General features: G+C 68.6%; 25 protein-coding genes. 15 read left to right on the top strand and 10 right to left on the bottom strand.

Going from position 1 to position 25,478, the window contains the following annotated elements; translation table 11 throughout:
* Positions 1-1,387: S41 family peptidase (locus C4B30_RS19050; protein ID WP_105132801.1), on the top strand; the 1,387-nt coding region annotated here is incomplete at its 5' end.
* Between the two features lie 17 nt (positions 1,388-1,404).
* On the opposite strand, the gene C4B30_RS19045 is transcribed toward C4B30_RS19050, so the two are convergent.
* The 4 genes from C4B30_RS19045 to C4B30_RS19030 form a co-directional block, all read right to left on the bottom strand.
* Positions 1,405-2,682, bottom strand: coding sequence for an MFS transporter (locus C4B30_RS19045; protein ID WP_105132800.1), 1,278 nt, complete (start codon positions 2,680-2,682; stop codon positions 1,405-1,407).
* Between the two features lie 193 nt (positions 2,683-2,875).
* Entirely contained in the window at positions 2,876-3,457 is a 582-nt protein-coding gene (locus tag C4B30_RS19040; protein ID WP_006476873.1) for a YceI family protein, read from the bottom strand.
* Between the two features lie 65 nt (positions 3,458-3,522).
* Complete coding sequence (locus tag C4B30_RS19035) at positions 3,523-4,083, bottom strand: YceI family protein (RefSeq protein ID WP_027783592.1); 561 nt, start codon at positions 4,081-4,083, stop codon at positions 3,523-3,525.
* Between the two features lie 8 nt (positions 4,084-4,091).
* Positions 4,092-4,652, bottom strand: a complete 561-nt coding sequence (locus C4B30_RS19030) for a cytochrome b (RefSeq protein WP_089499648.1) — start codon at positions 4,650-4,652, stop codon at positions 4,092-4,094.
* A 258-nt stretch (positions 4,653-4,910) separates the two neighbouring features.
* Here C4B30_RS19030 and C4B30_RS19025 point away from each other — a divergent pair, with 258 nt between their 5' ends.
* From C4B30_RS19025 to C4B30_RS18995, 6 genes are all read left to right on the top strand, one after another.
* Entirely contained in the window at positions 4,911-5,576 is a 666-nt protein-coding gene (locus C4B30_RS19025; RefSeq protein WP_027783590.1) for a paraquat-inducible protein A, read from the top strand.
* On the top strand, positions 5,573-6,208 hold the full coding sequence (locus tag C4B30_RS19020; RefSeq protein ID WP_027783589.1) for a paraquat-inducible protein A: 636 nt from the start codon (positions 5,573-5,575) through the stop codon (positions 6,206-6,208). The genes C4B30_RS19025 and C4B30_RS19020 overlap by 4 nt, the downstream gene beginning before the upstream one ends.
* Positions 6,201-7,820 (top strand): PqiB family protein, encoded by a 1,620-nt coding sequence (locus C4B30_RS19015; RefSeq protein ID WP_027783588.1) that lies wholly within the window; start codon positions 6,201-6,203, stop codon positions 7,818-7,820. The genes C4B30_RS19020 and C4B30_RS19015 overlap by 8 nt, the downstream gene beginning before the upstream one ends.
* The gene (locus tag C4B30_RS19010; protein WP_027783587.1) at positions 7,817-8,536 is read left to right on the top strand and encodes a PqiC family protein; all 720 of its coding nucleotides are present in this window, start codon (positions 7,817-7,819) and stop codon (positions 8,534-8,536) included. Before C4B30_RS19015 ends, C4B30_RS19010 begins: the two co-directional genes overlap by 4 nt.
* A 505-nt stretch (positions 8,537-9,041) precedes the next feature.
* Positions 9,042-11,156: a site-specific recombinase gene (locus tag C4B30_RS19000; RefSeq protein WP_105132799.1), complete on the top strand. Its 2,115-nt coding sequence runs from the start codon at positions 9,042-9,044 to the stop codon at positions 11,154-11,156.
* A 154-nt stretch (positions 11,157-11,310) separates the two neighbouring features.
* A complete protein-coding gene (locus tag C4B30_RS18995; protein WP_027783585.1) occupies positions 11,311-12,612 on the top strand; it encodes a THUMP domain-containing class I SAM-dependent RNA methyltransferase in 1,302 nt (433 codons plus the stop codon).
* A 75-nt stretch (positions 12,613-12,687) separates the two neighbouring features.
* Here C4B30_RS18995 and C4B30_RS18990 read toward each other — a convergent pair whose 3' ends face one another.
* A complete protein-coding gene (locus tag C4B30_RS18990; protein ID WP_027783584.1) occupies positions 12,688-13,152 on the bottom strand; it encodes an SRPBCC family protein in 465 nt (154 codons plus the stop codon).
* Entirely contained in the window at positions 13,145-13,477 is a 333-nt protein-coding gene (locus tag C4B30_RS18985) for an ArsR/SmtB family transcription factor (RefSeq protein ID WP_027783583.1), read from the bottom strand. The genes C4B30_RS18990 and C4B30_RS18985 overlap by 8 nt, the downstream gene beginning before the upstream one ends.
* 170 nt (positions 13,478-13,647) lie before the next feature.
* Between C4B30_RS18985 and C4B30_RS18980 the strand changes: the two genes are divergently transcribed.
* The 3 genes from C4B30_RS18980 to C4B30_RS36310 all read left to right on the top strand — a co-directional run bounded on the left by C4B30_RS18980 (position 13,648) and on the right by C4B30_RS36310 (position 15,152).
* Positions 13,648-14,052 carry a VOC family protein gene (locus C4B30_RS18980; RefSeq protein ID WP_027783582.1) on the top strand — a complete coding sequence of 135 codons (405 nt, stop codon included), beginning with the start codon at positions 13,648-13,650 and terminating at the stop codon, positions 14,050-14,052.
* 73 nt (positions 14,053-14,125) lie between these two features.
* Positions 14,126-14,812, top strand: a complete 687-nt coding sequence (locus tag C4B30_RS18975; RefSeq protein ID WP_027783581.1) for a helix-turn-helix transcriptional regulator — start codon at positions 14,126-14,128, stop codon at positions 14,810-14,812.
* 139 nt (positions 14,813-14,951) lie between these two features.
* On the top strand, positions 14,952-15,152 hold the full coding sequence (locus C4B30_RS36310) for a hypothetical protein (protein WP_442778460.1): 201 nt from the start codon (positions 14,952-14,954) through the stop codon (positions 15,150-15,152).
* An 86-nt stretch (positions 15,153-15,238) separates the two neighbouring features.
* On the opposite strand, the gene C4B30_RS18965 is transcribed toward C4B30_RS36310, so the two are convergent.
* The 3 genes from C4B30_RS18965 to C4B30_RS18955 are packed head-to-tail and all read right to left on the bottom strand — an operon-like array spanning position 15,239 to position 18,167.
* Positions 15,239-16,693, bottom strand: coding sequence for an NAD(P)(+) transhydrogenase (Re/Si-specific) subunit beta (locus C4B30_RS18965; RefSeq protein WP_027783579.1), 1,455 nt, complete (start codon positions 16,691-16,693; stop codon positions 15,239-15,241).
* Positions 16,690-17,016: an NAD(P) transhydrogenase subunit alpha gene (locus C4B30_RS18960; protein ID WP_006476884.1), complete on the bottom strand. Its 327-nt coding sequence runs from the start codon at positions 17,014-17,016 to the stop codon at positions 16,690-16,692. The genes C4B30_RS18965 and C4B30_RS18960 overlap by 4 nt, the downstream gene beginning before the upstream one ends.
* 11 nt (positions 17,017-17,027) lie before the next feature.
* Positions 17,028-18,167, bottom strand: coding sequence for a Re/Si-specific NAD(P)(+) transhydrogenase subunit alpha (locus tag C4B30_RS18955; protein WP_105132798.1), 1,140 nt, complete (start codon positions 18,165-18,167; stop codon positions 17,028-17,030).
* Positions 18,168-18,459: 292 nt separating this feature from the next.
* Here C4B30_RS18955 and C4B30_RS18950 point away from each other — a divergent pair, with 292 nt between their 5' ends.
* The 3 genes from C4B30_RS18950 to C4B30_RS18940 all read left to right on the top strand — a co-directional run bounded on the left by C4B30_RS18950 (position 18,460) and on the right by C4B30_RS18940 (position 21,894).
* Positions 18,460-18,969 carry an NUDIX hydrolase gene (locus tag C4B30_RS18950; RefSeq protein ID WP_089499641.1) on the top strand — a complete coding sequence of 170 codons (510 nt, stop codon included), beginning with the start codon at positions 18,460-18,462 and terminating at the stop codon, positions 18,967-18,969.
* Positions 18,966-20,153: a tRNA 2-thiouridine(34) synthase MnmA gene (gene mnmA, locus C4B30_RS18945; protein ID WP_105132797.1), complete on the top strand. Its 1,188-nt coding sequence runs from the start codon at positions 18,966-18,968 to the stop codon at positions 20,151-20,153. The genes C4B30_RS18950 and mnmA overlap by 4 nt, the downstream gene beginning before the upstream one ends.
* A gap of 121 nt (positions 20,154-20,274) precedes the next feature.
* Positions 20,275-21,894, top strand: a complete 1,620-nt coding sequence (locus tag C4B30_RS18940) for an FMN-binding glutamate synthase family protein (RefSeq protein WP_105132796.1) — start codon at positions 20,275-20,277, stop codon at positions 21,892-21,894.
* A 105-nt stretch (positions 21,895-21,999) separates the two neighbouring features.
* Here the strand turns inward: C4B30_RS18940 and C4B30_RS18935 are convergent, their stop codons facing one another.
* Entirely contained in the window at positions 22,000-22,614 is a 615-nt protein-coding gene (locus tag C4B30_RS18935) for a glutathione S-transferase family protein (protein ID WP_027783574.1), read from the bottom strand.
* Between the two features lie 182 nt (positions 22,615-22,796).
* Here C4B30_RS18935 and C4B30_RS18930 point away from each other — a divergent pair, with 182 nt between their 5' ends.
* Positions 22,797-24,182: an aminopeptidase P N-terminal domain-containing protein gene (locus tag C4B30_RS18930; RefSeq protein WP_027783573.1), complete on the top strand. Its 1,386-nt coding sequence runs from the start codon at positions 22,797-22,799 to the stop codon at positions 24,180-24,182.
* A gap of 37 nt (positions 24,183-24,219) precedes the next feature.
* Entirely contained in the window at positions 24,220-25,407 is a 1,188-nt protein-coding gene (locus tag C4B30_RS18925) for a UbiH/UbiF/VisC/COQ6 family ubiquinone biosynthesis hydroxylase (RefSeq protein ID WP_027783572.1), read from the top strand.
* Positions 25,408-25,478 lie beyond the last annotated feature (71 nt).

Raw genomic sequence — 25,478 nt, 5'->3', positions numbered from 1 at the left:
GCCCTGCCCGCCCGACTGGGAGCCGCAGCTCTGCGAACTGAAAGCGGCCGTCGAAGTGCTGAAGAAACAGCACCTGACCGACGTCGACATCGGCGCGCTGCTCGACGCCACGACCCACGACGGGATCAAGACGTTGCCGTACGCGCGCTTCTTCAACGCGAAGGAAGAGCAGGAACGGCGCGACGACGAGCGGCGCGCCCGCGACGGCATGCCGGGCATCGGGATCGTGTTCGAGACACGGCCCGACGGGCTGCACATCATCGACGTGATTCCCGACGCGCCGGCGGAACGGGCCGGCGTGCGGCCCGACGATCTCGTCGTCGCGATGAACGACAGGAGCGTCGTCGGCATCGACGGCAGCGCGCTGACGAAACTCGCGAAGGGCGACGCGGGCGTGCCGCTGAAGCTCACGGTGCAGCGCGGGCCGAAGCATGCGGTGCTGAGCTTCGCGCCCGTGCGCGCGATCGTCAGACCGCATCCGGCGACCGCGAAGCGGCTCGATGGCGACATCCTGTACACGCGGCTGTCGAGCTTTCCGGAGCCGGCGGTCGGCGACTATATCGACGCGGTACAGGCCGCGCGCCGCGCGGGCCCGCCGGTGAAGCAGATGATCCTCGACCTGCGCATCAACGGCGGCGGCGCGCTCAATGCGGCGATCGGCATCACCGCGCTGTTCGCGGGACGCGACCGCACCGCGATGGTGACGGTCGAGCGCGGCGACACGCACCGCCGCCGCTACACGACCAACTGGCCCGACTACGAACTGCCCGTCATGCACGGGCAGGACCCGCTCGCGCCGCTGCAGGCCGACGACTGGTGGCGCACCGTGCCGCTCGTCGTGCTCGTCGACGGACAGAGCGCGTCGGCCGCCGAAGCGACCGCGGCGGCGCTGAAGGATCTCGGCCGCGCGAAACTGCTCGGCATGCCGACCTACGGGAAAGGGCTCGCGCAGACGGGTGTCGATCTGATCGACGGCACGCGCCTGAATTTCACGTTCGCGCGCAACCTGCGGCCGAACGGCTGCCCGATGGACGGCTACGGCGTCATGCCGGACTGGCTCGTGCCGCCGCGCGTCGATTCGGACGTCGACGGCGTGCTGCTGTGGTACCGGGAAGTCGATCTGGCCCGCGCGCCGTATGCGGACCGGCAGGCGCCCGACCCGTTCGCGCAGGTGCGCAACGCACGGCAGAAGCTGCGCGAGCAGCGCGTGCGCGCGAAGATCGATACGGCGAGGAGCGCGGCGCTGCCGCAGCGCGCATTCGGCACGGCCGCCGACTGGCAGCTCCGGCAGGCGCTCGCCGCGCTCGCGGGGCGCCCGGTCCGGACCGTCGACGCGCCGCCGCAACTGATGCCGGCGCAACCGGTGTGCGAGCGCGGCGGCAGCTGACGCGCCGCCCGCCCCTTTCAGCGGAACCCGAACCGCTTGCGCAGCACGATCAGCGCCGCAAGGCTCAGCACCGCCGCGAACATCAGGTAGAAGCTCGGCGCGGTCTTCATCCCGGTCGCGCGGATCAGCCACGCAATGATGAACGGGCCGAAGCCGCCGAAGATCGTCACCGCGACGTTATACGCGAGCGACATCCCGGTCGTGCGCGTCTGCACCGGAAACACCTCCGACAGCAGCCCCGGCAGCGCCGCGAAGTAGCCGGTCATCAGGAACGCGAGCAGCACCTGCAGCGCGATCAGCGTGCCGAAGCCCGGATGCGCGACGAGATACGCGAACGCCGGATAGATCAGCACGAGGATGCCGACGGCCGGCGCGATCATCACGCGCACGCGGCCGTAGCGATCCGACCAGTGGCCGACGAGCGGCGCGAACGCCATCTGGATCACGCCGACGACGAGAATCGCCGCAAATGCGGCCGACGGCGCGAGGCCGAGCTGCTTCACGCCGTAGGTCGGCATGAACAGCACGAGATAGGTCGCGACGGTGCCGAGCACGACCACGCCCATTGCCGCGACGAGCCGCGCCTTGTGCGATGCGAACGTATCGCGTAGCGGGCTCGCGGTGCTTTCGGCCGCGAGGAATTCGGGGGTTTCGTCGACCTTGGTGCGGATGTAGTACGCAACCGGCCCGAGCAGCAGCCCGAAGAAGAACGGCACGCGCCAGCCCCACGACGCCATCTGCGCGGCCGACAGCTGCGCGTTCAGCACGGTGCCGAAGCCGGCCGCGAGCAGCGTCGTGAGCCCCTGGCTCGCGACCTGCCAGCTCGCGAAGAAGCCGCGCCGCCCGGGCACGTGCTCGGCGAGGAACGCGGTCGCGCTGCCGAACTCGCCGCCGGCCGAAAAGCCCTGCATCAGCCGCGCGGCGACGAGGATCACCGGCGCGGCGACGCCGATCGTCCCGTAGGTCGGCAGCACCGCGATGACCAGCGTGCCGGCCATCATCAACAGGATCGACAGCGTGAGCGCGGCCTTGCGGCCCGCGCGGTCGGCATACGCGCCGAGCACGATCGCGCCGAGCGGCCGCATGAAGAACGACACGCCGAACGTGCCGAGCGTGAGCAGCAGCGACACGGTGTCGTTGCCGGCCGGGAAGAACAGCTTCGAGATCGTCACCGCGAAAAAACCGTAGACGACGAGATCGAACCACTCGAGCGCGTTGCCGATCGACGCGGCGACCACCGCGCGCCAGACGCGCGGCGACGAGGCAATGGAACGGGGCTGCGTGACGGCATGCATCGGCGATCTCCTTGTCGTTGTACGTTCTGTTAGAGGCGGCCGCCGTCGCGGCGTCGGCCTGCCCGGCGCCGCATGGCCGCATGCTGCGCTCGGGCGATTATAGGCGCGCAAAAAAACCGCCGCGCCCCGGTAACGGGAGCGCGGCGGTTGGCCCGCAGGGGGCCGGCCCGACGGCCGGCCTCGCCGGGAAGTCTTACTGCTGCTTGACCGCTTCGGCCGTGATCAGCAGCTTCGTCTTCATCTTGAAGCCGTACTGCTTGCCGTAGTCGAGACCGAAATCGTCGCGGCTGAATTCGCCGACCGCGTCGACGCCGCACACTTCACGCTTGAGCATCGGGTGCGGCATGCACTTGAACGAGTCGATCTTCAGCGTGAGCGGCTTCGTGACGCCATGCAGCGTCAGGTTGCCGACCACCGACACCGGCTTGTCGCCGTCGAATTTGATCGTGCCCTTGTAGTTCGCCTGCGGGAACTTCGCCGCATCGAAGAACTCGGCCGTCTGCAGGTGCTCGTCGAGCTTCGCGCTGCCCGTGTGGATCGACGCGATGTCGGTCGTCACGTCGACCGTCCCGGTCTTTGCCGCGCGATCGAGCGTCACGGTGCCGCTCGACTTGTCGAACTTGCCGCGCCAGACCGACAGGCCGCCGAAGTGATCGGCCTCGAAGCTCGGGTACGTGTGGCTCGGGTCGAACTGGTAGGTCGCGCTTTCGGCGAAGGCCGAGAACGACAGCGAAGCGGCCAGCGCGCCCGCGGCGATGATCAGATGCTTTTTCAAACTTTTTCTCCTGGGAACGGCGCCGCGCCCTCGCGCGGCATTCAGTTGAGGCGGCAACCTGCCGCTTACTTGGTGGCGACGAGATGGAACTTGATCTGCACTTCGTCCGCGACGACCGACGTGTCCTTCCACTCGCCGGTGCCGACGTTGAAGGTCGAACGCTTGATCGGCAGCACGCCGTCGAACGTCTGCGTCGCGCCGTTTTGCGCGACCGTGACGGGCACCGTGACGGTCTCGGCCTTGCCCTTGATCGTCAGCTTGCCGGTCACGTTGTACTTGTTGCCGCCGGCCGGCGCGATCGCCGACGACACGAACGTCGCCTGCGGATAGGTCTTCGCGTCGAACCAGTCCTTGCCGGCGACCTGGTCGTTGTACATCTTGTCGCCGAGGTCGAAGCTCGCGACGTCGATCGTCATCTGCGCGCTGCCCTGCGCGGCTTTCGCCGGGTCGAACTTCACCTGCGCGGAAAACTTCTTGAACGCGCCTTCGGTCGGCACGTTCATCTGCTTCGACACGGCGGACACCTTGCTCTTCGCGAGATCGACGTCGGCATGCGCCGCGCCCGACGCGACGAGCGCCGCCGCGGCGAACGCGGTCAGCATGGAGCGGGAGAAAGACACTTTCATGGGATCCTTCATTTGGCAAAGGGAAGCATGCGCGACAGCAGGCCGTCGCGGTCCAACAACTGGTGCTTGAGCGCCGCGAGCACGTGCATCGCAACGAGCGCAAGCAGAATGTAATTCAAGGACACGTGCAGCGTCTTGAAGGTTTCCTTCAGCACCGGATCGGGGTCGATCAGGCGCGGCAGCGGCACGATGCCGAGATAGACGACCGGGATGTTCGACGCCGAGCTGTACAGGTAGCCCGTCACCGGGATCACGATCATCAGCACGTACAGCAGCATGTGCACGCCGTGCGACGCCGCGCGCTGCCATGCCGGCGTGCCGCCCGGCAGCGGCGGCGGCACGTGGGTCGCACGCCACAGCACGCGCACGACGGCCAGCGCGAACACCGTCACGCCGATCCACTTGTGCCACGAGAAGTACTTCAGCTTGGTCGGCGTGAAGCCGGGGATGTCGGTCATCACCCAGCCGAGCGCGAAGCCGCAGACGATCAGCAGCGCGATCAGCCAGTGCAGCGCGATCGCGGTAGGTGCGTAGCGGGCCGGCGCGGCCAGCGGCGATTTCGATGCCATCTTGGGTTCCTCAGTTCAGCGAACGGCTGCGCCGGTAAATTCGTCCGACGCACGTCAAGGGCGCCATGCTACCGCAACCTTTTGACGCGCGCGGACTCTGAGGACAGGCGCGCCAGCCGGCTGACGGCTTCCCGCCATGTTACCGATCGGTCACGCAACTCACGATCCTTGACCCACCGAAAAAGCCCTTTTGGTAAGATTGGCGCGGGTTCCGGCCCCGTCGACGCGTTCTCCCGGCCGTCGCAACACCCCTTTTCCATGCAACGATACGACCTGATTGCCTGCCACGAATGCGACGCACTGTTGCATAAACCGCGCCTGAGCGGCCGCGAGATCGCCCGCTGCCCGCGCTGCGACGCGCTGCTGTATCGCAACAGCACCACGCAGATCGAGCGCATCAGCGCGCTCGCGGTCGCGGCGCTCGTCACGTTCATCATCGCGCAGACGTTCCCGATCCTCGAAATGGACCTGAACGGCACCCGCGTGCAGACGACGCTGATCGGGGCGATCGACGCGCTGTGGCATCAGGACATGGCGATCGTCGGCGTGATGGTGTTCTGTTCGACCGTGCTGTTTCCGCTCGTCGAGATGGCCGCGCTGCTTTACGTCCTGCTGCCGATCCGGCGCGGCATCGTGCCGCCCGGCCTCAACCTCGTGCTGCGCACGATCCAGCTCGTGCGGCCGTGGGGGATGATCGAGGTGTTCATGCTCGGCATCGTGGTCACGATCGTGAAGATGGTGAGCCTCGCGCGCGTCGTGCCCGACGCGGCGCTGTTCGCGTTCGGCGCGCTCACGCTGATGACCGCCGTCGTGCTGATGTTCGACCCGCGCACGGTATGGGACATCGCCGACGACCTGCGCGCCGGCCGCGCGCCGGAGCAGCCCGACCCCGCCGCGCCGCTGCCGGGCGCCCCCCGCCGATGACGAGCTCCCAGCCGACCGCCGCCCGCGAGGGCTACGCCAGCTGCCACGCATGCGGGCTCGTGCAGACGATCGACCGGCCGCACGCGCATTGCGCGCGCTGCGGCAGCGCGCTTCACGTGCGCACGCCGAACAGCATCATGCGCACGTGGGCGCTGCTGCTCGCGGCCGCGATCCTCTACATTCCGGCGAACCTGCTGCCGATCATGCGTACGTCGTCGATCGTCGGGTCGCAGCAGGACACGATCATGAGCGGCGTCATCTATTTCTGGACGTCCGGCGACTGGCCGCTCGCCGTCGTCGTGTTCGTCGCCAGCATCCTCGTGCCGATGCTCAAGCTCGGCGTGCTGACGATCCTCGTCACCAGCGCGCAGCGCCGCGCCACGTGGCGGCCGCTGCAGCGCACGCGCCTCTATCGGATCGTCGAGCGCATCGGCCGCTGGTCGATGCTCGACATCTTCGTCGTGACGCTGACCGTCGCGCTCGTCCATTTCCGTTCGCTCGCCGTCATCACGGCCGGCCCCGGCGCACTCGCGTTCGGCTCGGTCGTGATCCTGACGATGCTCGCGTCGATGCAGTTCGATCCCCGTCTGATCTGGGATCCAGTCGAAACCTCAGGGAATCACCATGAATAGTCCACAAGGGCCGCAGCACGACGCGCCCCGACCGCCCGATCCGACGATCTCGACGAAAAGCGGCTGGCTGCCGTCGCTCGTCTGGCTCGTGCCGCTGATCGCCGCGCTGATCGGCATCGGCCTCGTGATCAAGTCCGTGCGCGAGCGCGGCCCGGAAATCACGATCAGCTTCCACAGCGCCGAGGGGCTCGAGCCGGGCAAGACCCAGGTCAAGTACAAGGACGTCGAGATCGGCATGGTCAAGACGATCAAGCTGTCGAAGGACCTGTCGCGCGTGCTGGTGCAGGTGCAGCTCAAGAAGGAAGCCGAGGACTTCGCGGTCCAGGGCTCGCGCTTCTGGATCGTGCGCCCGCGCGTCGGCGCGACCGGCGTGTCGGGGCTCGGCACGCTGCTGTCCGGTGCGTACATCGGCGTCGACGCCGGTCACGGGCAGGACACGCTGACCGACTTCACCGGCCTCGAGACGCCGCCCGCGGTCACGGGCGACCAGAAAGGCACGCAGTACGTGCTGCGCGGCGATTCGCTCGGCTCGGTCGACATCGGCTCGCCGGTCTACTACCGCCGCGTCCAGGTCGGCCAGGTGGTCGGTTTCTCGCTCGACAAGGATGGCACGGGCGTCACGTTCAACGTGTTCGTCAATGCGCCGTACGACCAGTACGTCGGCGTGAACTCGCGCTGGTGGCAGGCCAGCGGCGTCGACCTGCGGCTCGATTCGAGCGGCCTGAAGCTGAACACGCAGTCGCTCGCGACGGTGATCCTCGGCGGCATCGCGTTCCAGACGCCGCCAAACCAGGGCAGCGGCGCGACCGCGCCGAACAACACGACGTTCCGTCTCGGCTCCGACGAGGGCGACGCGATGCGCGACCCGGACGGCCAACCGCTGCAGGTCGTGATGAACTTCAATCAGTCGCTGCGCGGGCTCGCCGTCGGCGCGACGGTCGACTTCCGCGGCATCGTGCTCGGCGAAGTGACGAACATCGGCATCGACTACGATCCGAAGGCGAAGAACTTCACGATGCCGGTGACGATGAACGTGTATCCGGAACGCCTCGGCCGGCGCTTCCGCGAGACGATCGCGAGCCAGGGTGAACCGGCCCGCCGCGAGATCGTCGAGCGGCTCGTCCAGCACGGACTGCGCGGCCAGCTGCGCACCGGCAACCTGCTGACGAGCCAGTTGTACGTCGCACTCGACTTCTTCCCGAAGGCGCCGGCAGTGAAGATCGACACGGCCCGCCAGCCGCTCGAGCTGCCGACCGTACCGAATACGCTCGACGAGCTGCAGCTGCAGGTCGCCGACATCGCGAAGAAGCTCGACAAGGTGCCGTTCGACCAGATCGGCGCGAACCTGAACAGCGCGCTCGCGAACGCCGACAAGCTGTTCAAGCAGCTCGACACGCAGGTCGCGCCGCAAGCGCGCGACACGCTGTCGGCCGCGAAGCAGACCTTCTCGACCGCCGAGGCGACGCTGCAGCAGGATTCGCCGCTGCAGTCCGACGTGCGCGGCGCGCTGAAGGAACTCACGCGCACGCTGCAATCGCTGAACGCGCTCGCCGACTATCTGGAGCGCCACCCCGAATCGCTGCTCAAGGGCAAGCCAGGAGATAAGCAATGACGACACGCGTGAACGGTTTCGCGAGCGGCGCGGCGGCGGTCGTCGCCGCACTCGCGCTCGCCGCGTGCAGCTCGCCGCCCGCGCGGTTCTACACGCTCAGCCCGGCCGACGCCGCGGCGCCGCTGCGTACCGCGCCGGCCAACCCGGCGTTCCTGATCGAGGTGCCGTCGGTCGGCGTGCCCGAGCAGGTCGCGAAGAGCCAGCTGGTCGTGCAGAAGAACGCCGCGCAGGTCGACGTGCTCGAGCAGGAACGCTGGGCGTCGCCGCCGGCCGACGAGATCCGCCGCGCGCTGTCGGACGATCTCGCCGCGCAGCTCGGCACGATCGACGTCGCGAATTCCGCCTATCCGGCCGGCGTGCCCGTCTATCGCATCAGCGTGAACGTGCAGCGCTTCGAGTCGTGGCCCGGCAAGCGAGCCGCGGTCGACGCCGTGTGGAGCGTGCGCTCGCTCGCCACGCAGGCCGTGATGACCTGCCGCACGAGCGTCGCCGAACCGGTCGCCGACGGCTACGACGCGCTCGTCGCCGGCCACCGGCGCGCGCTCGACGTGATTGCCGCGCAGGCCGCGGCCGGCGTGCGCGCGATGGCCTCACGCCGCGGCGCGACGGCCGCGCCCGCGGCCGGCAGCAAGACGGCGGTCACGCCGGCCGTGCCGTGCCCGGCCAACCCGACGTCCGGCGGCGACGCCGACGCGACGGGTCAGTCCGGCGCATAAGCGAACGCGGACGGCCGCGCAGGCGAACGTTCGATACGGCGTTCGCGTGCGCGGTGTCGAATGGCGCGGCGCGTCCGGCAGCGCGCGCCGCCCGTCGTAGGTCGTAGGTCGTAGGTCGTAGGTCGTAGGCCCCACGCCGCCACAGCCGGTCTCGCGCACCGCCTTCATCGGCCGAACGGCCATTTACATTCTTTGTCAAAGCCGCCGGAACCCGCGCCATGCAACGCGGTCCGCTTGCGTTTTCCGGCCCGATTGACGATCCTACGCACTTTCAGGCTCGCGCCGTTCGTCGTGCGCACCCGCCAGCGGCGCCGGGCCGTTCGGCCCGACCGCCGTGCCTCCCGGCGCCCGCACGCGGTCGGCGTGCACCGCGGCGGGGCAGCCGCATCGCGGGTCGCCGCGCCCCGTCCGGCACCGGCCCCGTCTCACCCGTTCTCCCGGTGCCGCGCCGTTTCCCCGGCCGGCATCCCGAACCCGCCCGTCCCGGGCTTTCGCTATTCCGTTTATGTTTCGTTCCCTGACGACCCTGATCAAGAAGTGGCGCGCGTCCCGCAATGCCGGTCACCAGCTCGATGCGCTGCTCGCGCACGCCGACGCCGACGCGTCGTACGCCGAGCGCAGCGAATGGCTGATCGAGCTCGCGCACTGGCTGCGCCGCAACGGCACGGTGCAGGACGCGCCGGCCGAGCGCGACGCCGACACGCGGGCGTATCCGGCCCATGCGCGGCTGCGCTACCTGTTCCACGTGCTCGATCGCAACCCCGCGTGGAAAGCGCACGCCGGGCGCATCCTGCGCGGCATCCTGCGCGAGTGCGACGGCATTTCGCTGCTGTGCGACGCCGGCATGCCGGTGCATTCGGGCTTCTTCGGCGCGCTGTTCGAGCGGATCGATTCGTCGCTGATCCCGCCCGCGCCGAACCGCCGCGAGCTGTCGGCGCTGTTCACGCTGATGTTCCCGACGCCCGAGGACGCGAAATGGATCGGCGCGCTGCCCGACGACCTGCTCGCGCGCTTCGCCGAGCTGATCTCGTTCGACGTCACCGACGAAGAGCGCCACGAGCCCGGTTCGTTCTCGCGCGACCTGCTGGCCGCGCTGCACAACCTGACCTGCCAGATCAGCTCGACCGGCCTGTCGCAGACGGTGCGCAGCCGGCTGTCCGACGACGATGCACGCAAGCCGCTCGAATCGCAGCCGTTCTACCGCCTCACGCGCGCGATGCTCGCGGTCGAGACCGCGCATGCGGCCGCCGACGACGGCGGCGACCCGAGCAAGCTGCTGCACGAGGTGAACTACCTGCGCGTGCTGCTCGACGAATGCCGGATCGCCATCGACGACGTGTTCGCGCACTTGTACCGCAACGGCGTGTCGGTCGACATCGTGTTTCAGGTCGAACGGATGCGCATGCGCATCCTGCGCGCGGAAATGCTGCTCAACGCGTGGATGGCGCGCGACGACCTGCGCGGCATGGCGCATCTGACTGCCGAGCTCGTCGATGCGAACCAGAGCAGCCAGAGCGTCGCGCACCTCGTGCGCAGCAACTTTTCTCTTTTCGCACGCAAGCTCGTCGAGACCAACGCGGACACCGGCGAGCACTACATCTCGCGCGGCCGCGCCGAATATCTGAAGATGTTGCGGATGGCCGCGGGCGGCGGCCTCGTCACGGTCGCGACCGTGTGCGTGAAGTTCGCGATCACGGGCGCGCACCTGCAGTCGATGCTCGAAGGGCTGCTCGCGGGCGTCAACTACGCGGCCAGCTTCATGCTGATGCACTTCCTGCATTTCACGCTCGCGACCAAGCAGCCTGCGATGACCGCGCCGACACTCGCGCGCGAGCTCGACGACACCGGTCACGAGGAAGGCGTGAAGACGTTCGTCGCGTCGGTGATCGCGCTGATCCGCACGCAGGCGGCCGCGATTTCCGGCAACGTGCTCGTCGTGCTGCCCGTGTGCCTGCTCGTGCAGCTGTTCGCGAGCAACGTGCTGCACGCGAACCTGATCTCGCCGGAGAAGGCGCACGCGACGCTGCACTCGTTCTCGCTGCTGGGCCCGACGCCGTTCTATGCGGCGCTCACGGGCGTGCTGCTGTGGGCGTCGAGCCTGCTCGCGGGCTGGGCCGACAACTGGTTCGTGCTGCACCGGGTCGGCGACGCGCTCGCGTACAACCGCCGGCTGCGCCTGACGCTCGGCGCGGCCGGCGCCGCGAAGCTCGCGCACTTCTGCCGGTCGAACGTCGCGGGCGTGGTCGCGAACGTCGGCCTCGGCCTGATGCTCGGCCTCGTCCCGGCGATCGTCACCGTGTTCATGTTCCCGTTCGAGGTGCGGCACGTGACGCTGTCGGCCGGCTCGATCGGGATCGCGCTCGGCGTACTGGGCAAGGATGCGCTCGGCACGCCCGAGCTGTGGTGGGCCGGCGCCGGCGTGCTCAGCATGGCCCTCCTCAACGTGCTCGTGAGCTTCGCACTCGCGTTCACGATGGCCGTGCGCTCGCGCAGCCTGCGCCCGACCAAGGTGCGCGCGCTCGTCGCCGCGATCGTCCGCACGGTGCTGTCGAATCCGCTCGCGCTGTTCTGGCCGGCGGCCAACCGGGCCGCGCGCGCCGGCCAGCCGGGCCCGCACTGACCTGCGGCGGGGCGGCGGCGCCCCGCCAGGCGCCCGTCGCCGTCCGCCCGGCACGCGCGAGCGGCCGTCGCGACGACGCCGCCGCGCCGAAACGCCGGCCCTGGTCGCCCGCGCCGCGTACAATGGTGGACTTTTGCACGTCCTCACCCGCCTTATGTCCTCGCCCACCCTGTTCGAATTCTTCGCCCCCTGCCCGCGCGGCCTCGAAGCGGCGCTTGCCGCCGAGCTGGCCGAAATCGCCGGCCGCCACCTGAACGGCGCGCCGTTCACCGCGGGCGCGCAGGTGCCGGGCGGCGTCCATTTCAGCGGCGGCTGGGCCGCCGGCATGGCCGCGAACCTCCATTCGCGGATCGCGAGCCGGATCCTGCTGAAGATCGCGCACCGCGCGTACCGCAACGAGCAGGACGTCTATGCGCTCGCGCTCGAGCAATCGTGGGAGCGCTGGTTCGCGGCCACGCAGACGCTGCGCGTCGACATTACCGCGATCAAGTCGCCGCTGAAGAGCCTCGAATTCGCGACGTTGCGCGTGAAGGACGCGATCTGCGACCGGATGCGCGACAAGACCGGCGCGCGTCCGAGCATCGATACCGGTGCGCCCGACGTGCGCGTGTTCGCGTTCCTGACGGCCAACGAATGCACGCTGTACCTCGACACGTCGGGCGAGCCGCTGTTCAAGCGCGGCTGGCGTCTCGACAAGGGCGCGGCGCCGCTGCGCGAAAACCTCGCGGCCGGCATCCTGCGCCTGACGGGCTGGACGCCCGGCACCGCGCTGTACGACCCGATGTGCGGCAGCGGCACGTTCCTCGCGGAAGCCGCGCAGATCGCGCTCGGCGTGGCGCCCGGCGTCGAGCGCCGGTTCGGCTTCGAAAAGCTCAAGCAGTACGACATCACCGCGTGGCAGGGGCTGAAGGTCCCGGCGCTCGACGCGAAGCGCGCGGCGCGGGCCAAGCGCGGCGAAGCGCTCGGCGTGTACGGCAGCGACATCTCCGGCGACATGCTCGAGAAGGCGCGCGCGAACCTCGAGCGCGCGGGCGTGCCGTCGGTGTGGCTCAAGCAGGTCGACGCGCGCGGGATGACGCCGCCGTGCGACGGGCCGGGCATCCTCCTCGCGAACCCGCCGTACGGCGAGCGGATCGAAGTGCGCGGACGCAGCGCCCGCGGCGAGGTGCGCGAAACCGGCCGTAACCGCGACAACGACGACGCATTCCGCCGCACGCACACCGACGCGCCGGACAGCGAGTTCTTCAACGCGCTCGGCGATGCGCTGAAACAGCGCTTCACGGGCTGGCAGGCGTTCCTGCTGACGTCCGACCGTTCGCTGCCGGGCCAGTTGCGCCTGCGCGAATCGGCCAAGACGCCGCTGTTCAACGGCGCGCTCGAATGCCGGCTGTTCCGCTTCGACCTGATCGCCGGCAGCGTGAAGGCACGCCCGGCCGCGCCGGAAGGCGACGCATAAGCCATCCGTCCGGTTCCACGAGCCACGACGTGTCCAGGGGCCGCCATCGCGGCCCCTGTGCTTTTGCGCGGCCAGTCAATGCTTCGACTGCGACCAGCGCGCCATCGTGAACGGCAGCGCCTGCCCCGTCTCGAGCAGCGTCTTCAGGCTCGACAGCACGACCGGCCAGCCGCCACGAATCCCGCGATCCATCTCCGAACCGGGCACCAGCCCGTCGTGCGTGACGGTCAGCTTCACGACGCCCTCGTGCGGCTCGACCAGATAGGTCACGCGCGATTCCCCGCCCTCCCCCGACGGCGTGCGCCACGTGACGACCAGCCGGCGCGGCGGATCGTTCTCGATCACTTCGCCGACGATGTCGACCCGCGACGGATCGTCGTAGTCCTGATGTTCCCAGCGCGAACCCGGCCGCCAGTCGGGCGACGCGTTGCGATGCCGCACCCAGTAGTCCTTCGTCAGCTCGGCGTTGGTCAGCGCGTCGAACACGCGCTCGGGCGTGGCCGCGATGAAGGTCACGTACACGAAGGCAGGGTTACCCATCGTCATCTCCCGTGTCGCGGGGCGCTTCCAGCCCCCGCTTGAGATCCGCCAGCGCCTGCAGGCGCTGACGCTCGAACTTGCCGATCCAGCGTTGCGCGATGTCATGGATCGGCACCGGATTCAGGTAATGCAGCTTCTCCCGGCCGCGCCACGTCGTCGCGATGAGATTCGCGGCCTCGAGCAGCGCGAGATGCTTGCTCACGGCCTGCCGGCTCATCGCGAGCCCGTCGCACAGCTCGGACACGGTCTGGCCGTTTTTTGCGTACAGCAGATCGAGCAACTGACGGCGCGTGGCGTCGGCCAGCGCCTTGAAAACGAGATCCATGCCGCTCCTGGGTCGATGACCTTATTATGCAACCAAACGGTTGCATGTCAAGGGTGACAACTCTACTGACAATACGGTGTCAGCAGCCCGCGATCACACTGCAATCCCGGCGCAATGCAGGCTGGTTTCCGCACCGAATCCGAATAACAACGCAACACAAGGAGCTCGTCATGACGTCAGCAACCGCCACTGCAACCCTGGAACGCGCGATCGCCTGGTTCGACATTCCGTCCCTCGATTTCGACCGCGCGATCCGCTTCTACGAAACCGTGCTGCAAACCACGTTGCAGCGCGAAGTCATCGGCGGCGTGCCGATGGCGACATTCGATCGCGACGCGTCGAGCACGGGCGGCAGCATCGTGTTCGATCCGCAGCAGATGAAGCCGAGCGCGAACGGCGTGCTCGTCTACCTGAACGCCGGCGAATCGGTCGTCGCGGCGCTCGAACGCGCGAAGCGCGCGGGCGGCGTCGTGCAGGGCTCCGTCGTCGAGCTGCCGAACAATTACGGCTACGTCGGCTACCTGATCGACACGGAAGGCAACCGCGTCGGCCTGCACGCGCCGAAATGCCACTGAGCGCAGCGGTCAGCGGGCCGGCGCGGCGCTATCATCGCGAAGTCCCCGTAGACAGAGGAATCGAGGTGCTGTCATGACCCGCCGTGCCGACCGCCTGTTCCAGATCGCCGAGCTGTTGCGCGGGCGTCGTCTCACGACCGCGCAGCAACTGGCCGATTGGTTGTCGGTGTCGCCGCGCACGGTCTATCGCGACGTGCGCGACCTGCAACTGTCAGGGGTGCCGATCGAAGGCGAAGCCGGCATCGGCTACCGGCTGAACCGCAACGCGAGCCTGCCGCCGCTCACGTTCACGGCCGAGGAGCTGGCGGCGCTCGCCACCGGCGCGCGCATGCTCGAGACCTGGGGCGGGGCGCGCTTCGCGAGCGCCGCGCGCTCGGCGCTCGCGAAGATCGCGTCGGCGATGCCGGCCGACAAGCGCACGGCGCTCGACCGGCTGCCCGTATTCGCGCCGTCGTTCCACATCGACGAGACGTTTTGCGCGAAGGTCGACGCGATCCACCAGGCAATCGACACGCGCCACATCGTCAGCTTCGACTATCGCGACCGGCTCGGCGCGCATTCGCAGCGCCGCGTCTGGCCGCTCGGGCTCGTCTACTGGGGCGGGCGCTGGACGATCGGCGCGTGGTGCGAGCTGCGCGGCGATTTCCGCACCTTCGACATCGCGCGGATGGGCGACATCACCGTGCACGAGCAGTTTCCGGACATGGAGGGCCGGCGGATCGCCGACTACATGCGGATCGCGGAAGCGCCGATGCGCTGACGCGGCGCGGCGGCGGGCGCGCGGTCGCGCCGGGCGGTCATGCGGGCCTGATCGATCCGGCCCGCCTCCCGGGGGCGCCGCGCACGCTTACGCTCGCCGATTTCCTGCGGCGCGACCACCTGCTCATGTCGTCGGCGGCGTGATCGGGATCGTCGACGAAGCGCTGGTCGCGCTCGGCCACAAGCGGCGCATCGCGGCATCGACCCCGCATGTCGCCGCGCTGCCGTCCCTGCTCGCCGGCTCCGACGCGGTCGCGACGATTCCCTCGCATGCGACGTGCGCGATCGTGCGCGTGCGCGACACGATCGCCGCCTGCGTCGCACGCCTCGTCACACCATGAAAAAGGCCCGGCCGGCTTGCGCCGGTCGGGCCTGTCCGGAGCGCGGCACCCGCATCGAAGCGGGCGCCGCGTAGCCAGGACGTGCGTTACTCGACCGCCTTCACCATGTCCTCGATGACCTTCTTCGCATCGCCGAACACCATCATCGTCTTGTCCATGTAGAACAGGTCGTTGTCGAGGCCCGCGTAGCCGGCCGCCATCGAACGCTTGTTGACGATCACGGTGCGCGCCTTGTACGCCTCGATGATCGGCATCCCCGCGATCGGCGATTTCGGATCGTTCTTCGCGGCCGGGTTCACCACGTCGTTCGCGCCGAGTACGAGCACCACGTCCACCTGGCCGAATTCGCCGTTGATGTCCTCCATCTCGTGCACGATCTCGTACGGCACTTCCGCTTCCGCGAGCAACACGTTCATGTGGCCCGGCATCCGCCCGGCGACCGGGTGGATCGCATACTTCACGTCGATGCCCTTCTCGACCAGCTTGTCGGTCAGCTCCTTCAGCGCGTGCTGCGCACGGGCGACGGCGAGCCCGTAACCCGGCACGATCACGACCGATTCCGCGTTGCCGAGCATGAACGCCGCGTCGTCGGCCGAACCCGACTTCACCGGCCGCTGCTCCTGCGCGCCCGTCGCACCGCCGGCCGCGGCTTCCCCGCCGAACCCGCCGAGGATCACGTTGAAGAACGAGCGGTTCATCGCGTGGCACATGATGTACGACAGGATCGCGCCCGACGAGCCGACCAGCGACCCCGCGATGATCAGCATCGCGTTGTTCAGCGAGAAGCCGATGCCGGCCGCCGCCCAGCCCGAGTACGAGTTCAGCATCGACACGACCACCGGCATGTCCGCGCCGCCGATCGGGATGATGATCAGCACGCCGAGCACGAACGCGATCGCCGTCATGATGATGAACGGCAGCCACGCCTGCGTGATGAAGAACAGGATGCCGAAGCCGAGCATCGCGATCGCGAGCATCAGGTTGATCAGGTGCTGGCCCGCGTACACGACCGGCGCGCCCTGAAACAGCCGGAACTTGTACTTGCCGGACAGCTTGCCGAACGCGATCACCGAACCGGAGAACGTGATCGCGCCGACGAACGTGCCGATGAACAGCTCGACGCGGTTGCCGTACGGGATGAAGCTCGACGACACCGCGTCCTGCGGCACGAGCCCGAACGCCTCCGGCTCCGACACCACCGCATACGCGATGCACACGGCCGCGAGACCGATCAGCGAGTGCATCGCCGCGACGAGTTCCGGCATCTTCGTCATCTCGACGCGCGCGGCGACGAATGCCCCGATGCCGCCGCCGACAATCAGCGCACCGAGCACGAGCGCGAGGCCGAGCGGCAGGTTCGCGCCGAGCCATGCGGCCTGCTTGACGATCAGCGCGATCGTCGTGAGGATCGCGATGGCCATCCCGACCATCCCGAACAGGTTGCCGCGTCGCGCGCTCTTCGGATTCGACAGGCCCTTCAGCGCCTGGATGAAGCACACCGATGCGACGAGGTACAGCAGCGTAACGACGTTCATGCTCATCGCGCGCCCTCCTTGCCGCCCTCGACACGCTTGGGCTCCTTCTTGCGGAACATCTCGAGCATTCGCCTCGTCACGAGAAAGCCGCCGAACACGTTGACGGCCGCGAGCGCGACCGCGAGCGTGCCGAAGAACTTGCCGGTCGCCCCGACGGTGAGCGCCGCCGCGAGCATCGCGCCGACGATCACGATCGCCGAGATCGCATTGGTCACGGCCATCAGCGGCGTATGCAGCGCCGGCGTGACGTTCCAGACGACGTGGTAGCCGACGTACACCGCCAGCACGAAGATGATCACGTTGATCACCGTGTGATTGATGACTTCCATGGTCTCCTCCGTTATTTGCGCGTGACTTCACCGTCGCGGCACAACAGCGTCGCGGCGACGATATCGTCGGTCAGGTCGATGTTCAGCGTGCCTTCCTTCGTGACGATCAGCTTCATGAAGTCGAGCAGGTTGCGCGCGTACAGCGCCGACGCGTCCGACGCGACCATCGACGCGAGGTTCGTGTAGCCGGCGATCGTCACGCCGTTGTGCACGACCACCTGGTCGGCGACGGTCAGCGGGCAGTTGCCGCCCCTGCGGCCGTCGATTTCCGGGCCGCGGCCGGCCGCGAGATCGACGAGCACCGAGCCGGGCTTCATCGACTGCGCGGTCTCGACCGAGATCAGCGTCGGCGCCGGGCGCCCGGGAATCAGCGCGGTGGTGATCACGATGTCGGCCTGCCTCGCACGCTCGTGCACGAGCGCGGCCTGGCGGCCGAGCCACGACGGCGGCATCGGACGTGCATAGCCGCCGACACCCTGCGCGGCTTCGCGCTCTTCGTCGGTTTCGAACGGGACGTCGAGGAATTTCGCGCCGAGCGACTCGATCTGCTCCTTCACGGCCGGCCGCACGTCGGACGCCTCGATCACGGCGCCCAACCGCTTCGCGGTCGCGATCGCCTGCAGGCCCGCGACGCCCGCGCCGAGAATCAGCACGCGCGCCGCCTTCACGGTGCCCGCGGCCGTCATCAGCATCGGCATGAAGCGCGGATACAGCGACGCGGCCACCAGCACGGCCTTGTAGCCGGCGATGTTCGCCTGCGACGACAGCACGTCGAGACTCTGCGCACGCGTCGTGCGCGGCGCGGCCTCGAGCGCGAAACCGGTCACGCCGGCCGCGGCGAGTTTCGCCGCCTGCTCGCCGTTGAACGGCTCGAGCATGCCGACCAGCACGGCGCCGCGCTTGAGCAACGGCAGTTCGGTGTCGGTCGGCGCCTGGACCTTCAGGACGAGATCGGCGCCAAAAGCGGCCGACTGGTCGGTCAATTCGGCGCCGGCGGCCGCATAGGCTTCGTCGGGATAGCTGGCTGCGCTGCCGGCCCCTTTCGCGATACTGACGCGATGGCCGGCCGCCGCGTACTTCTTCACGGTTTCCGGCGTCGCAGCCACGCGCGCCTCGTTGGCCCGCGTTTCAGCAGGCACTCCAATATGCATCGTCGGTTCCTCCAGTCATTGTCAGTATTTCTTTTCTTGCGATCTTTACTGCACAACGAGCCGGACAGGCTGACTTACCGGCTCACGAGCAACGGCGTTCACGCTGCACTTTAACCGAAAGCGATGGCCCCGCCAGCACCTTCCGCACGATCGTGCTCGAATGCGACATGCGCTTGGCCCGCGCCGTCACGCAGCGCCGGGACGGACGATTTACAAGGGTCGGATTCGTCTAACGAACGGCCGGCGGCCGACGACCGGCAGCGTTCGGGCGCAACCGGTAAAATGCCGAACCATGAAACCCGAAATCTGGACCCCGCATGTGACGGTCGCCGCGCTCGTGGAGCGCGCCGGCCGCTTTCTCGTGATCGAGGAGGAAACCTCGACGGGCCTGCGCATCAACCAGCCGGCCGGTCATCTCGAAGCCGGCGAAACGCTGGCCGACGCCGTGATCCGCGAAACGCTCGAGGAAACCGCGCACCCGTTCACGCCCGACGCGCTCGTCGGCGTCTATCTCGCGCACTACGATCGCCCCGGCAACGCCGGCGCGACCTACCTGCGCTTCACGTTCTGCGGCACGGCCGGCGAACCGCTCGCGGGCCATGTGCTCGACGACGGCATCGTCCGCACGCTGTGGATGACGGCCGACGAACTGCGCGCCTGCAGCGAGCGCCATCGGTCGCCCGCGGTGATGCGCTGCGTCGACGACTATCTCGCCGGGCGGCGTATTCCGCTCGATTTCGTCCACACGCATTCGGTCGCCCCGCGCCCCGAGGCATTCGAACGTCAGGCGGTCGGCAAATGAGCAAGCGCCGTGTAGTGGTGGGCATGTCGGGCGGCGTCGATTCGTCGGTGACCGCGTGGCTGCTGAAGGAACAAGGCTACGACGTGGTCGGCCTGTTCATGAAGAACTGGGAAGACGACGACGACGGCGAATACTGCTCGACGCGCCAGGACTGGATCGACGTCGTGTCGGTGGCCGACCTGATCGGCATCGACGTGGAAGCCGTCAACTTCGCCGCGGAATACAAGGACCGCGTGTTCGCCGAGTTCCTGCGCGAATACTCGGCCGGCCGCACGCCGAACCCCGACGTGCTGTGCAACGCCGAGATCAAGTTCAAGGCGTTCCTCGACCACGCGATGTCGCTCGACGCGGAAATGATCGCGACCGGCCACTATGCGCGCGTGCGCGTGCGCGACGGGCGTTTCGAACTGCTGAAGGCATTCGATCATACGAAAGACCAGTCGTACTTCCTGCACCGGCTGAACCAGGCGCAACTATCGAAGACGATGTTCCCGCTCGGCGAGATCCCGAAGACGAAGGTGCGCGAGATCGCCGCGCAGATCGGGCTGCCGAATGCGAAGAAGAAGGATTCGACCGGCATCTGCTTCATCGGCGAACGGCCGTTCCGCGATTTCCTGAACCGCTATCTTCCGACGAAACCCGGCCCGATGAAGACGCCCGACGGCAAGGTGGTCGGCGAGCACATCGGCCTCGCGTTCTATACGTTCGGCCAGCGCAAGGGCATCGGCCTCGGCGGCAGCAAGAGCGGCAGCGGCGAGCCGTGGTTCGTCGCCGCGAAGGACATCGCGTCGAACACGCTGTACGTCGTGCAGGGCCACGATCATCCGTGGCTGCTGTCGCGCGAGCTGGTCGCCGGCAACGTGAGCTGGGTCGCCGGCGAGCCGCCGGCGGACGGCTTCGCGTGCGGCGCGAAGACGCGCTACCGGCAGGCCGATGCGGCGTGCACGTTCGGCCGGGCCGCGATAGACGCCGCGATCGGCGCCGCGGCAGCCGGCCCGGCAGGCGAAGCGCGCTTCTCGCTCGCGTTCGACGATGCGCAGTGGGCCGTCACGCCCGGCCAGTCGGCCGTGCTGTACGACGGCGAAATCTGCCTCGGCGGCGGCATCATCGAGTTCGCGGCCACCGGCCAACCTGGTCAGGCCGCGCCGGCGGGCCACGCGCCGGCACTCGCCGACGCACGCTGACATCCATTCGGTTTAGACTTGCGGCACGCCGCGCCCGGCGGAACACGATTCCGCCGCGGCCGGCGCGCCGCCTTCGCAGCGTACGCATGGCGGCATTTCAAGATTCTTACGGAGTCCCCCCATGCTTTCAAGACGCTACCTGGCGATGTGGTGCGCCGTCCTGCTGCTCGTCGCGGCGGCCGTGCTCGCATCGGTCCACGCACTTTCCTGGCTGTGGATCGTCATCCCCATCGCCCTCGTCGCGCTCGGCCTGTACGACCTGAACCAGGACCGCCACGCGATCCTGCGGAACTACCCGCTCTGGGGTCACTTCCGCTTCCTGTTCGAATTCATCCGCCCCGAGATCCGCCAGTACTTCGTCGAGGACGACACCGACGAAAAGCCGTTCTCGCGCGCGCAGCGCAGCCTCGTCTACCAGCGCGCGAAGAACGTCGCGGACAACCGTCCGTACGGCACCGAGCTGAACGTGAAGGCCGTCGCGCACGAATGGATCAGCCATTCGCTCGCGCCGACGAAGCTGCCGAACCACGACTTCCGCATCCGCGTCGGCGCGAATCGCGCGCAACCGTACGACATTTCGATCTTCAACATCTCGGCGATGAGCTTCGGCTCGCTGTCCGCGAACGCGATCCGCTCGCTGAACCTCGGCGCGAAGAAAGGCGGGTTCGCGCACGACACCGGCGAAGGCTCGCTGTCGAAGTACCACCGCGAGAACGGCGGCGACATCGTCTGGGAAATCGCGTCCGGCTACTTCGGCTGCCGCAACGACGACGGCACGTTCAACCCCGACAAGTTCGCGAAGCAGGCCGCCGATCCGCAGGTCAAGATGATCGAGGTGAAGCTGTCGCAGGGCGCGAAGCCCGGTCACGGCGGCGTGCTGCCGGCCGCGAAGATCACGCCGGAAATCGCCGAGACGCGCGGCGTGCCGATGGGCAAGGACTGCATCTCGCCCGCGACGCACTCGGAATTCTCGACGCCGCGCGGGCTGCTCGAATTCGTCGAGCGACTGCGCACGCTGTCCGGCGGCAAGCCGACCGGTTTCAAGCTGTGCATCGGCCATCCGTGGGAATTCTTCGGAATCGCGAAAGCGATGATCGAGACGGGCATCGTGCCCGACTTCATCGTCGTCGACGGCGCGGAAGGCGGCACCGGCGCGGCGCCGCTCGAATTCACCGACCACGTCGGCGTGCCGCTGCAGGAAGGGCTGCTGCTCGTGCACAACACGCTCGTCGGGATCGGCGTGCGGGACCGCGTGAAGCTCGGCGCGAGCGGCAAGATCATCACCGCGTTCGACATCGCCCGCACGCTCGCGATCGGCGCGGACTGGGTGAACTCGGCGCGCGGCTTCATGTTCGCGGTCGGCTGCATCCAGGCGCAGCACTGCCACACCGACCGCTGCCCGACCGGCGTCGCGACGCAGGACCCGGTGCGCCAGCGCGCGCTCGTCGTGCCCGACAAGGCCGAGCGCGTGTACAACTTCCACCGCAATACGCTGCATGCGCTGCAGGAACTCGTGCAGGCGGCCGGCCTCGCGCATCCGTCCGAGCTGCGCGCGCATCACATCGTGCAGCGGGTCGCGCCGCACGAGGTGCGACTGATGTCGCAACTGCTGAAGTATCTGAAACCCGGTGCGCTGCTCGACGGCCGGACCTGCGGCTTTTCCCTGTACGACAAGTGGTGGCCGATCGCGCGCAGCGATTCGTTCACGCTCGGCGAAGCGGTGTACGCGTCGATCGAGTGACGCGCGCGGCCGCCCGCTCCGGCCGCGGCCGGCGCCGCAAAAGGAAAAGCGCCCCGCGGGGCGCTTTTCTTTCGTCTGCCGAATGCGTGAAGGCCGGGCCGCGGCTCAGTTCTGCGGCAGCGTATCGGCGAACGACTGTCGCTGCTGCAGCTTCACGAAGTGCTTGTCGAGGTTCGGGTGGCGATCGCGCCAGTCGAGCTCGGGCATCCGGAAATCGAGGTAGCCGAGCGCGCAGCCGAGGGCGATGTCGGCGAGCGTGTAATGATTGCCGACGCACCACGTCTTGCCGCCGAGACCCTGCGACATCGCGACGAGCGCGTCGTCGATCTTGCGTTGCTGGCGCGCGATCCAGCTCGCGCTGCGCTGCCCTTCTTCCCGCAGCGTGTGTTCGAGGCGGATCGCGACCGCCGCGTCGAGCACGCCGTCGCCCAGTGCTTCCCAGCAGCGCACTTCGACGCGCTCGCGGCCCGACGGCGGAATCAGCTTGCCGACCGGCGACAGCGTATCGACGTATTCGCAGATCACGCGGGAATCGAACACCGCGGCACCATCTTCCATCACGAGGCACGGGACCTTGCCGAGCGGATTGGATGCGTGAATATCCGTCTCCGGCGCCCACACGTTCTCGAGCTCCAGCTTGTAGTCGATCTTCTTTTCAGCAAGCACGATCCGCGCCTTTCGGACGTACGGGCTGCTGAGCGAACCGATTAATTTCATCATCTGCCTTTTTAAGGGAACCGCCGAGAGTATACGTTGTCGCCGATCATAACCGGCCCGCGCGGCCGGGCAGAAAATCGCCCGTCCGGCCTGTGGATGGTTTGCAACAGCCGCCGCCGCGGGCCTTCCGGCGCCACTTCCCCCCCGCTTTCACGCGCCGCGTCCCGCGGCGCTACAATCGCACGATGAATGCGCCTCTCGATACCGCCATCGCCGTCGACGTCTACCGCCAGCGCCGTGAACGCGTGCTTGCCGCACTGCGTGCCGCGGGCGGCGGCGTCGCCATCGTCCCCACCGCGCCGGAAATGCTGCGCAACCGCGATACGGCTTACCCGTACCGGTTCGACAGCTACTTCCATTACCTGACGGGCTTCACCGAGCCGGATGCCGTGCTCGTGCTGAACGCGGCAGCGCCGCACGGCGCGCCGGAATCGATCCTGTTCTGCCGCGGCAAGAACGTCGACCGCGAGATCTGGGAAGGCTTTCACTACGGGCCCGACGCCGCGCGCGACGCGTTCGGCTTCGATGCGGCATTCGCGGTCGACGTGATCGACACCGAAATGCCGCGCCTGCTCGCCGATGCGGGCACCGTGCACTACCGGTTCGGCGCATCGGCCGACTTCGAGCGCCAGCTCGCGGGCTGGATCGACGCGGTGCGCGCGCAGGCACGCACGGGCGTCGCGGCGCCGGACGCGCTGCTCGACCTCACGCCGCTGCTCGACGACATGCGGCTCGTGAAGGACGAACACGAACTCGCGATCATGATGCGCGCCGCGCACATCTCCGCGCTCGCGCATCGCCGCGCGATGCAGGCGTGCCGCCCCGGCATCCGCGAATACGAGCTCGAGGCCGAGCTGCTGTACCTGTTCCGCAAGCACGGCGCGCAGGCGCCCGCGTACGGTTCGATCGTCGCGGCCGGCGCGAATGCGTGCGTGCTGCACTACCCGGCCGGCAACGCGGCCGCGCAGGACGGCGACCTGATCCTGATCGACGCCGCCTGCGAACTTGACGGCTATGCGTCGGACATCACGCGCACGTTCCCGGCCAACGGCCGCTTCTCGCCCGCGCAGCGCGCGCTGTACGACATCGTGCTCGCCGCGCAGCAGGCCGCGATCGACGCGACGCGCGCGGGCGTATCGTTCGAGGCGCCGCACGATGCGGCCGTCCGCGTGCTCGCGCAGGGGCTGCTCGACACCGGCATCATCCCGAAAACACGCTTCTCGAACGTCGACGACGTGATCGCCGAGCGCGCGTACACGCGCTTCTACATGCACCGCACGGGCCACTGGATCGGGATGGACGTGCACGACTGCGGCGACTACCGCGAGCGGCTCGCCGAGCGCGACGCCAACGGCGCGTTGCCGTGGCGCACGCTGAAGCCCGGCATGACGCTCACGGTCGAGCCCGGCCTGTACGTGCGCGCGGCCGACGACGTGCCGCCCGAGTACTGGAACATCGGCATTCGCATCGAGGACGACGCGATCGTGCGCGAGCACGGCTGCGAGCTGATCACGCGCGGCGTGCCGGTCGCGGCCGACGAGATCGAGGCGCTGATGCGTGCGGACACATGACCGGCCGCCGACCGTTACCTCCGTTTCACGAATCAAGATGACGACCGCTTCCTCCCCGGCCACGCCGGATTACGACCTCGCCATCGTCGGCGCCGGCCCCGTCGGGCTCGCGCTCGCCGGCTGGCTCGCGCGCCGCAGCGCGACGCAGCACGCGTCGATCGCGCTGATCGACGCACGCGAACCGGCCGCGAGCGCGAACGATCCCCGCGCGATCGCCGTGTCGCACGGCAGCCGCGTGCTGCTCGACACGCTCGCCTGGCCCGCCGACGCGACGCCGATCGAACATATCCACGTGTCGCAGCGCGGCCATTTCGGCCGCACGCTGATCGACCGCGACGAGCACGCCCTCGCCGCGCTCGGCTACGTGGTGCGCTACGGCTCGATCGTGCAGGCGCTCGCGAATGCGGTGCGCGGCACGCGCGTCGACTGGCTCACGTCGACCACCGCACGCGCGCCGCGGCAGGACGCCGACGGCGTCACGCTGACGCTCGACGGCCCGCAAGGCGAGCGCACGCTGCGCGCGCGCATCGCCATCAATGCCGAAGGCGGGCTGTTCCACGAACAGCAGGCCGATACGGCCAAGCATCGCCGCGACTACGGGCAGACCGCGCTCGTCGGCACGGTCACGGTATCGGCGCCGCGCCCGAACGTCGCGTGGGAACGCTTCACGCACGAGGGCCCGCTCGCACTGCTGCCGCTCGGCGGGCCGCGTCAGGCCGACTACTCGCTCGTCTGGTGCTGTACGCCCGACGAAGCGGCGCGACGTGCCGCGCTGCCCGACGACGCGTTCCTGCGCGAGCTCGGCAGCGCATTCGGCGAACGCATGGGCGAATTCGTCGCGATCGCCGGGCGCGCGTCGTTCCCGCTCGGCCTGAACGCCGCGCAGACGCTCGTCAGCGGCCGCGTCGCGATCGTCGGCAATGCCGCGCAAACGCTGCACCCGGTGGCGGGCCAGGGGCTCAACCTCGGGCTGCGCGATGCGCACACGCTCGTCGACACGCTGTCCGCACAAGGCTTCGAAGCGACCGCGCTCGCGACCTTCAACGCGCGCCGCGCGCTCGACCGGCGCTTCACGATCGGCGCGACCGACACGCTGGCGCGCCTGTTTACGATCGACTCGGGCCCGCTTCCGCTGCTGCGCGGCGCCGCGCTCACCGCGCTCGAGTTCGTGCCGCCGCTCAAGAAGGCGATCGCGCGTCAGATGATGTTCGGCCAGCGCAACTGACGCGCGGCACGCCGTGCGGCGCGTCCGGGCGAACCAGGCAAACCGGGTCAAATCGGCGGGGCATGGGAATA

The organism is Burkholderia sp. BE12, assembly GCF_002959955.1.
GTDB lineage: Bacteria > Pseudomonadota > Gammaproteobacteria > Burkholderiales > Burkholderiaceae > Burkholderia.
Note: the sequence above shows the minus strand (reverse complement) of the source record. Positions and strands in the feature narration are given on the sequence as shown.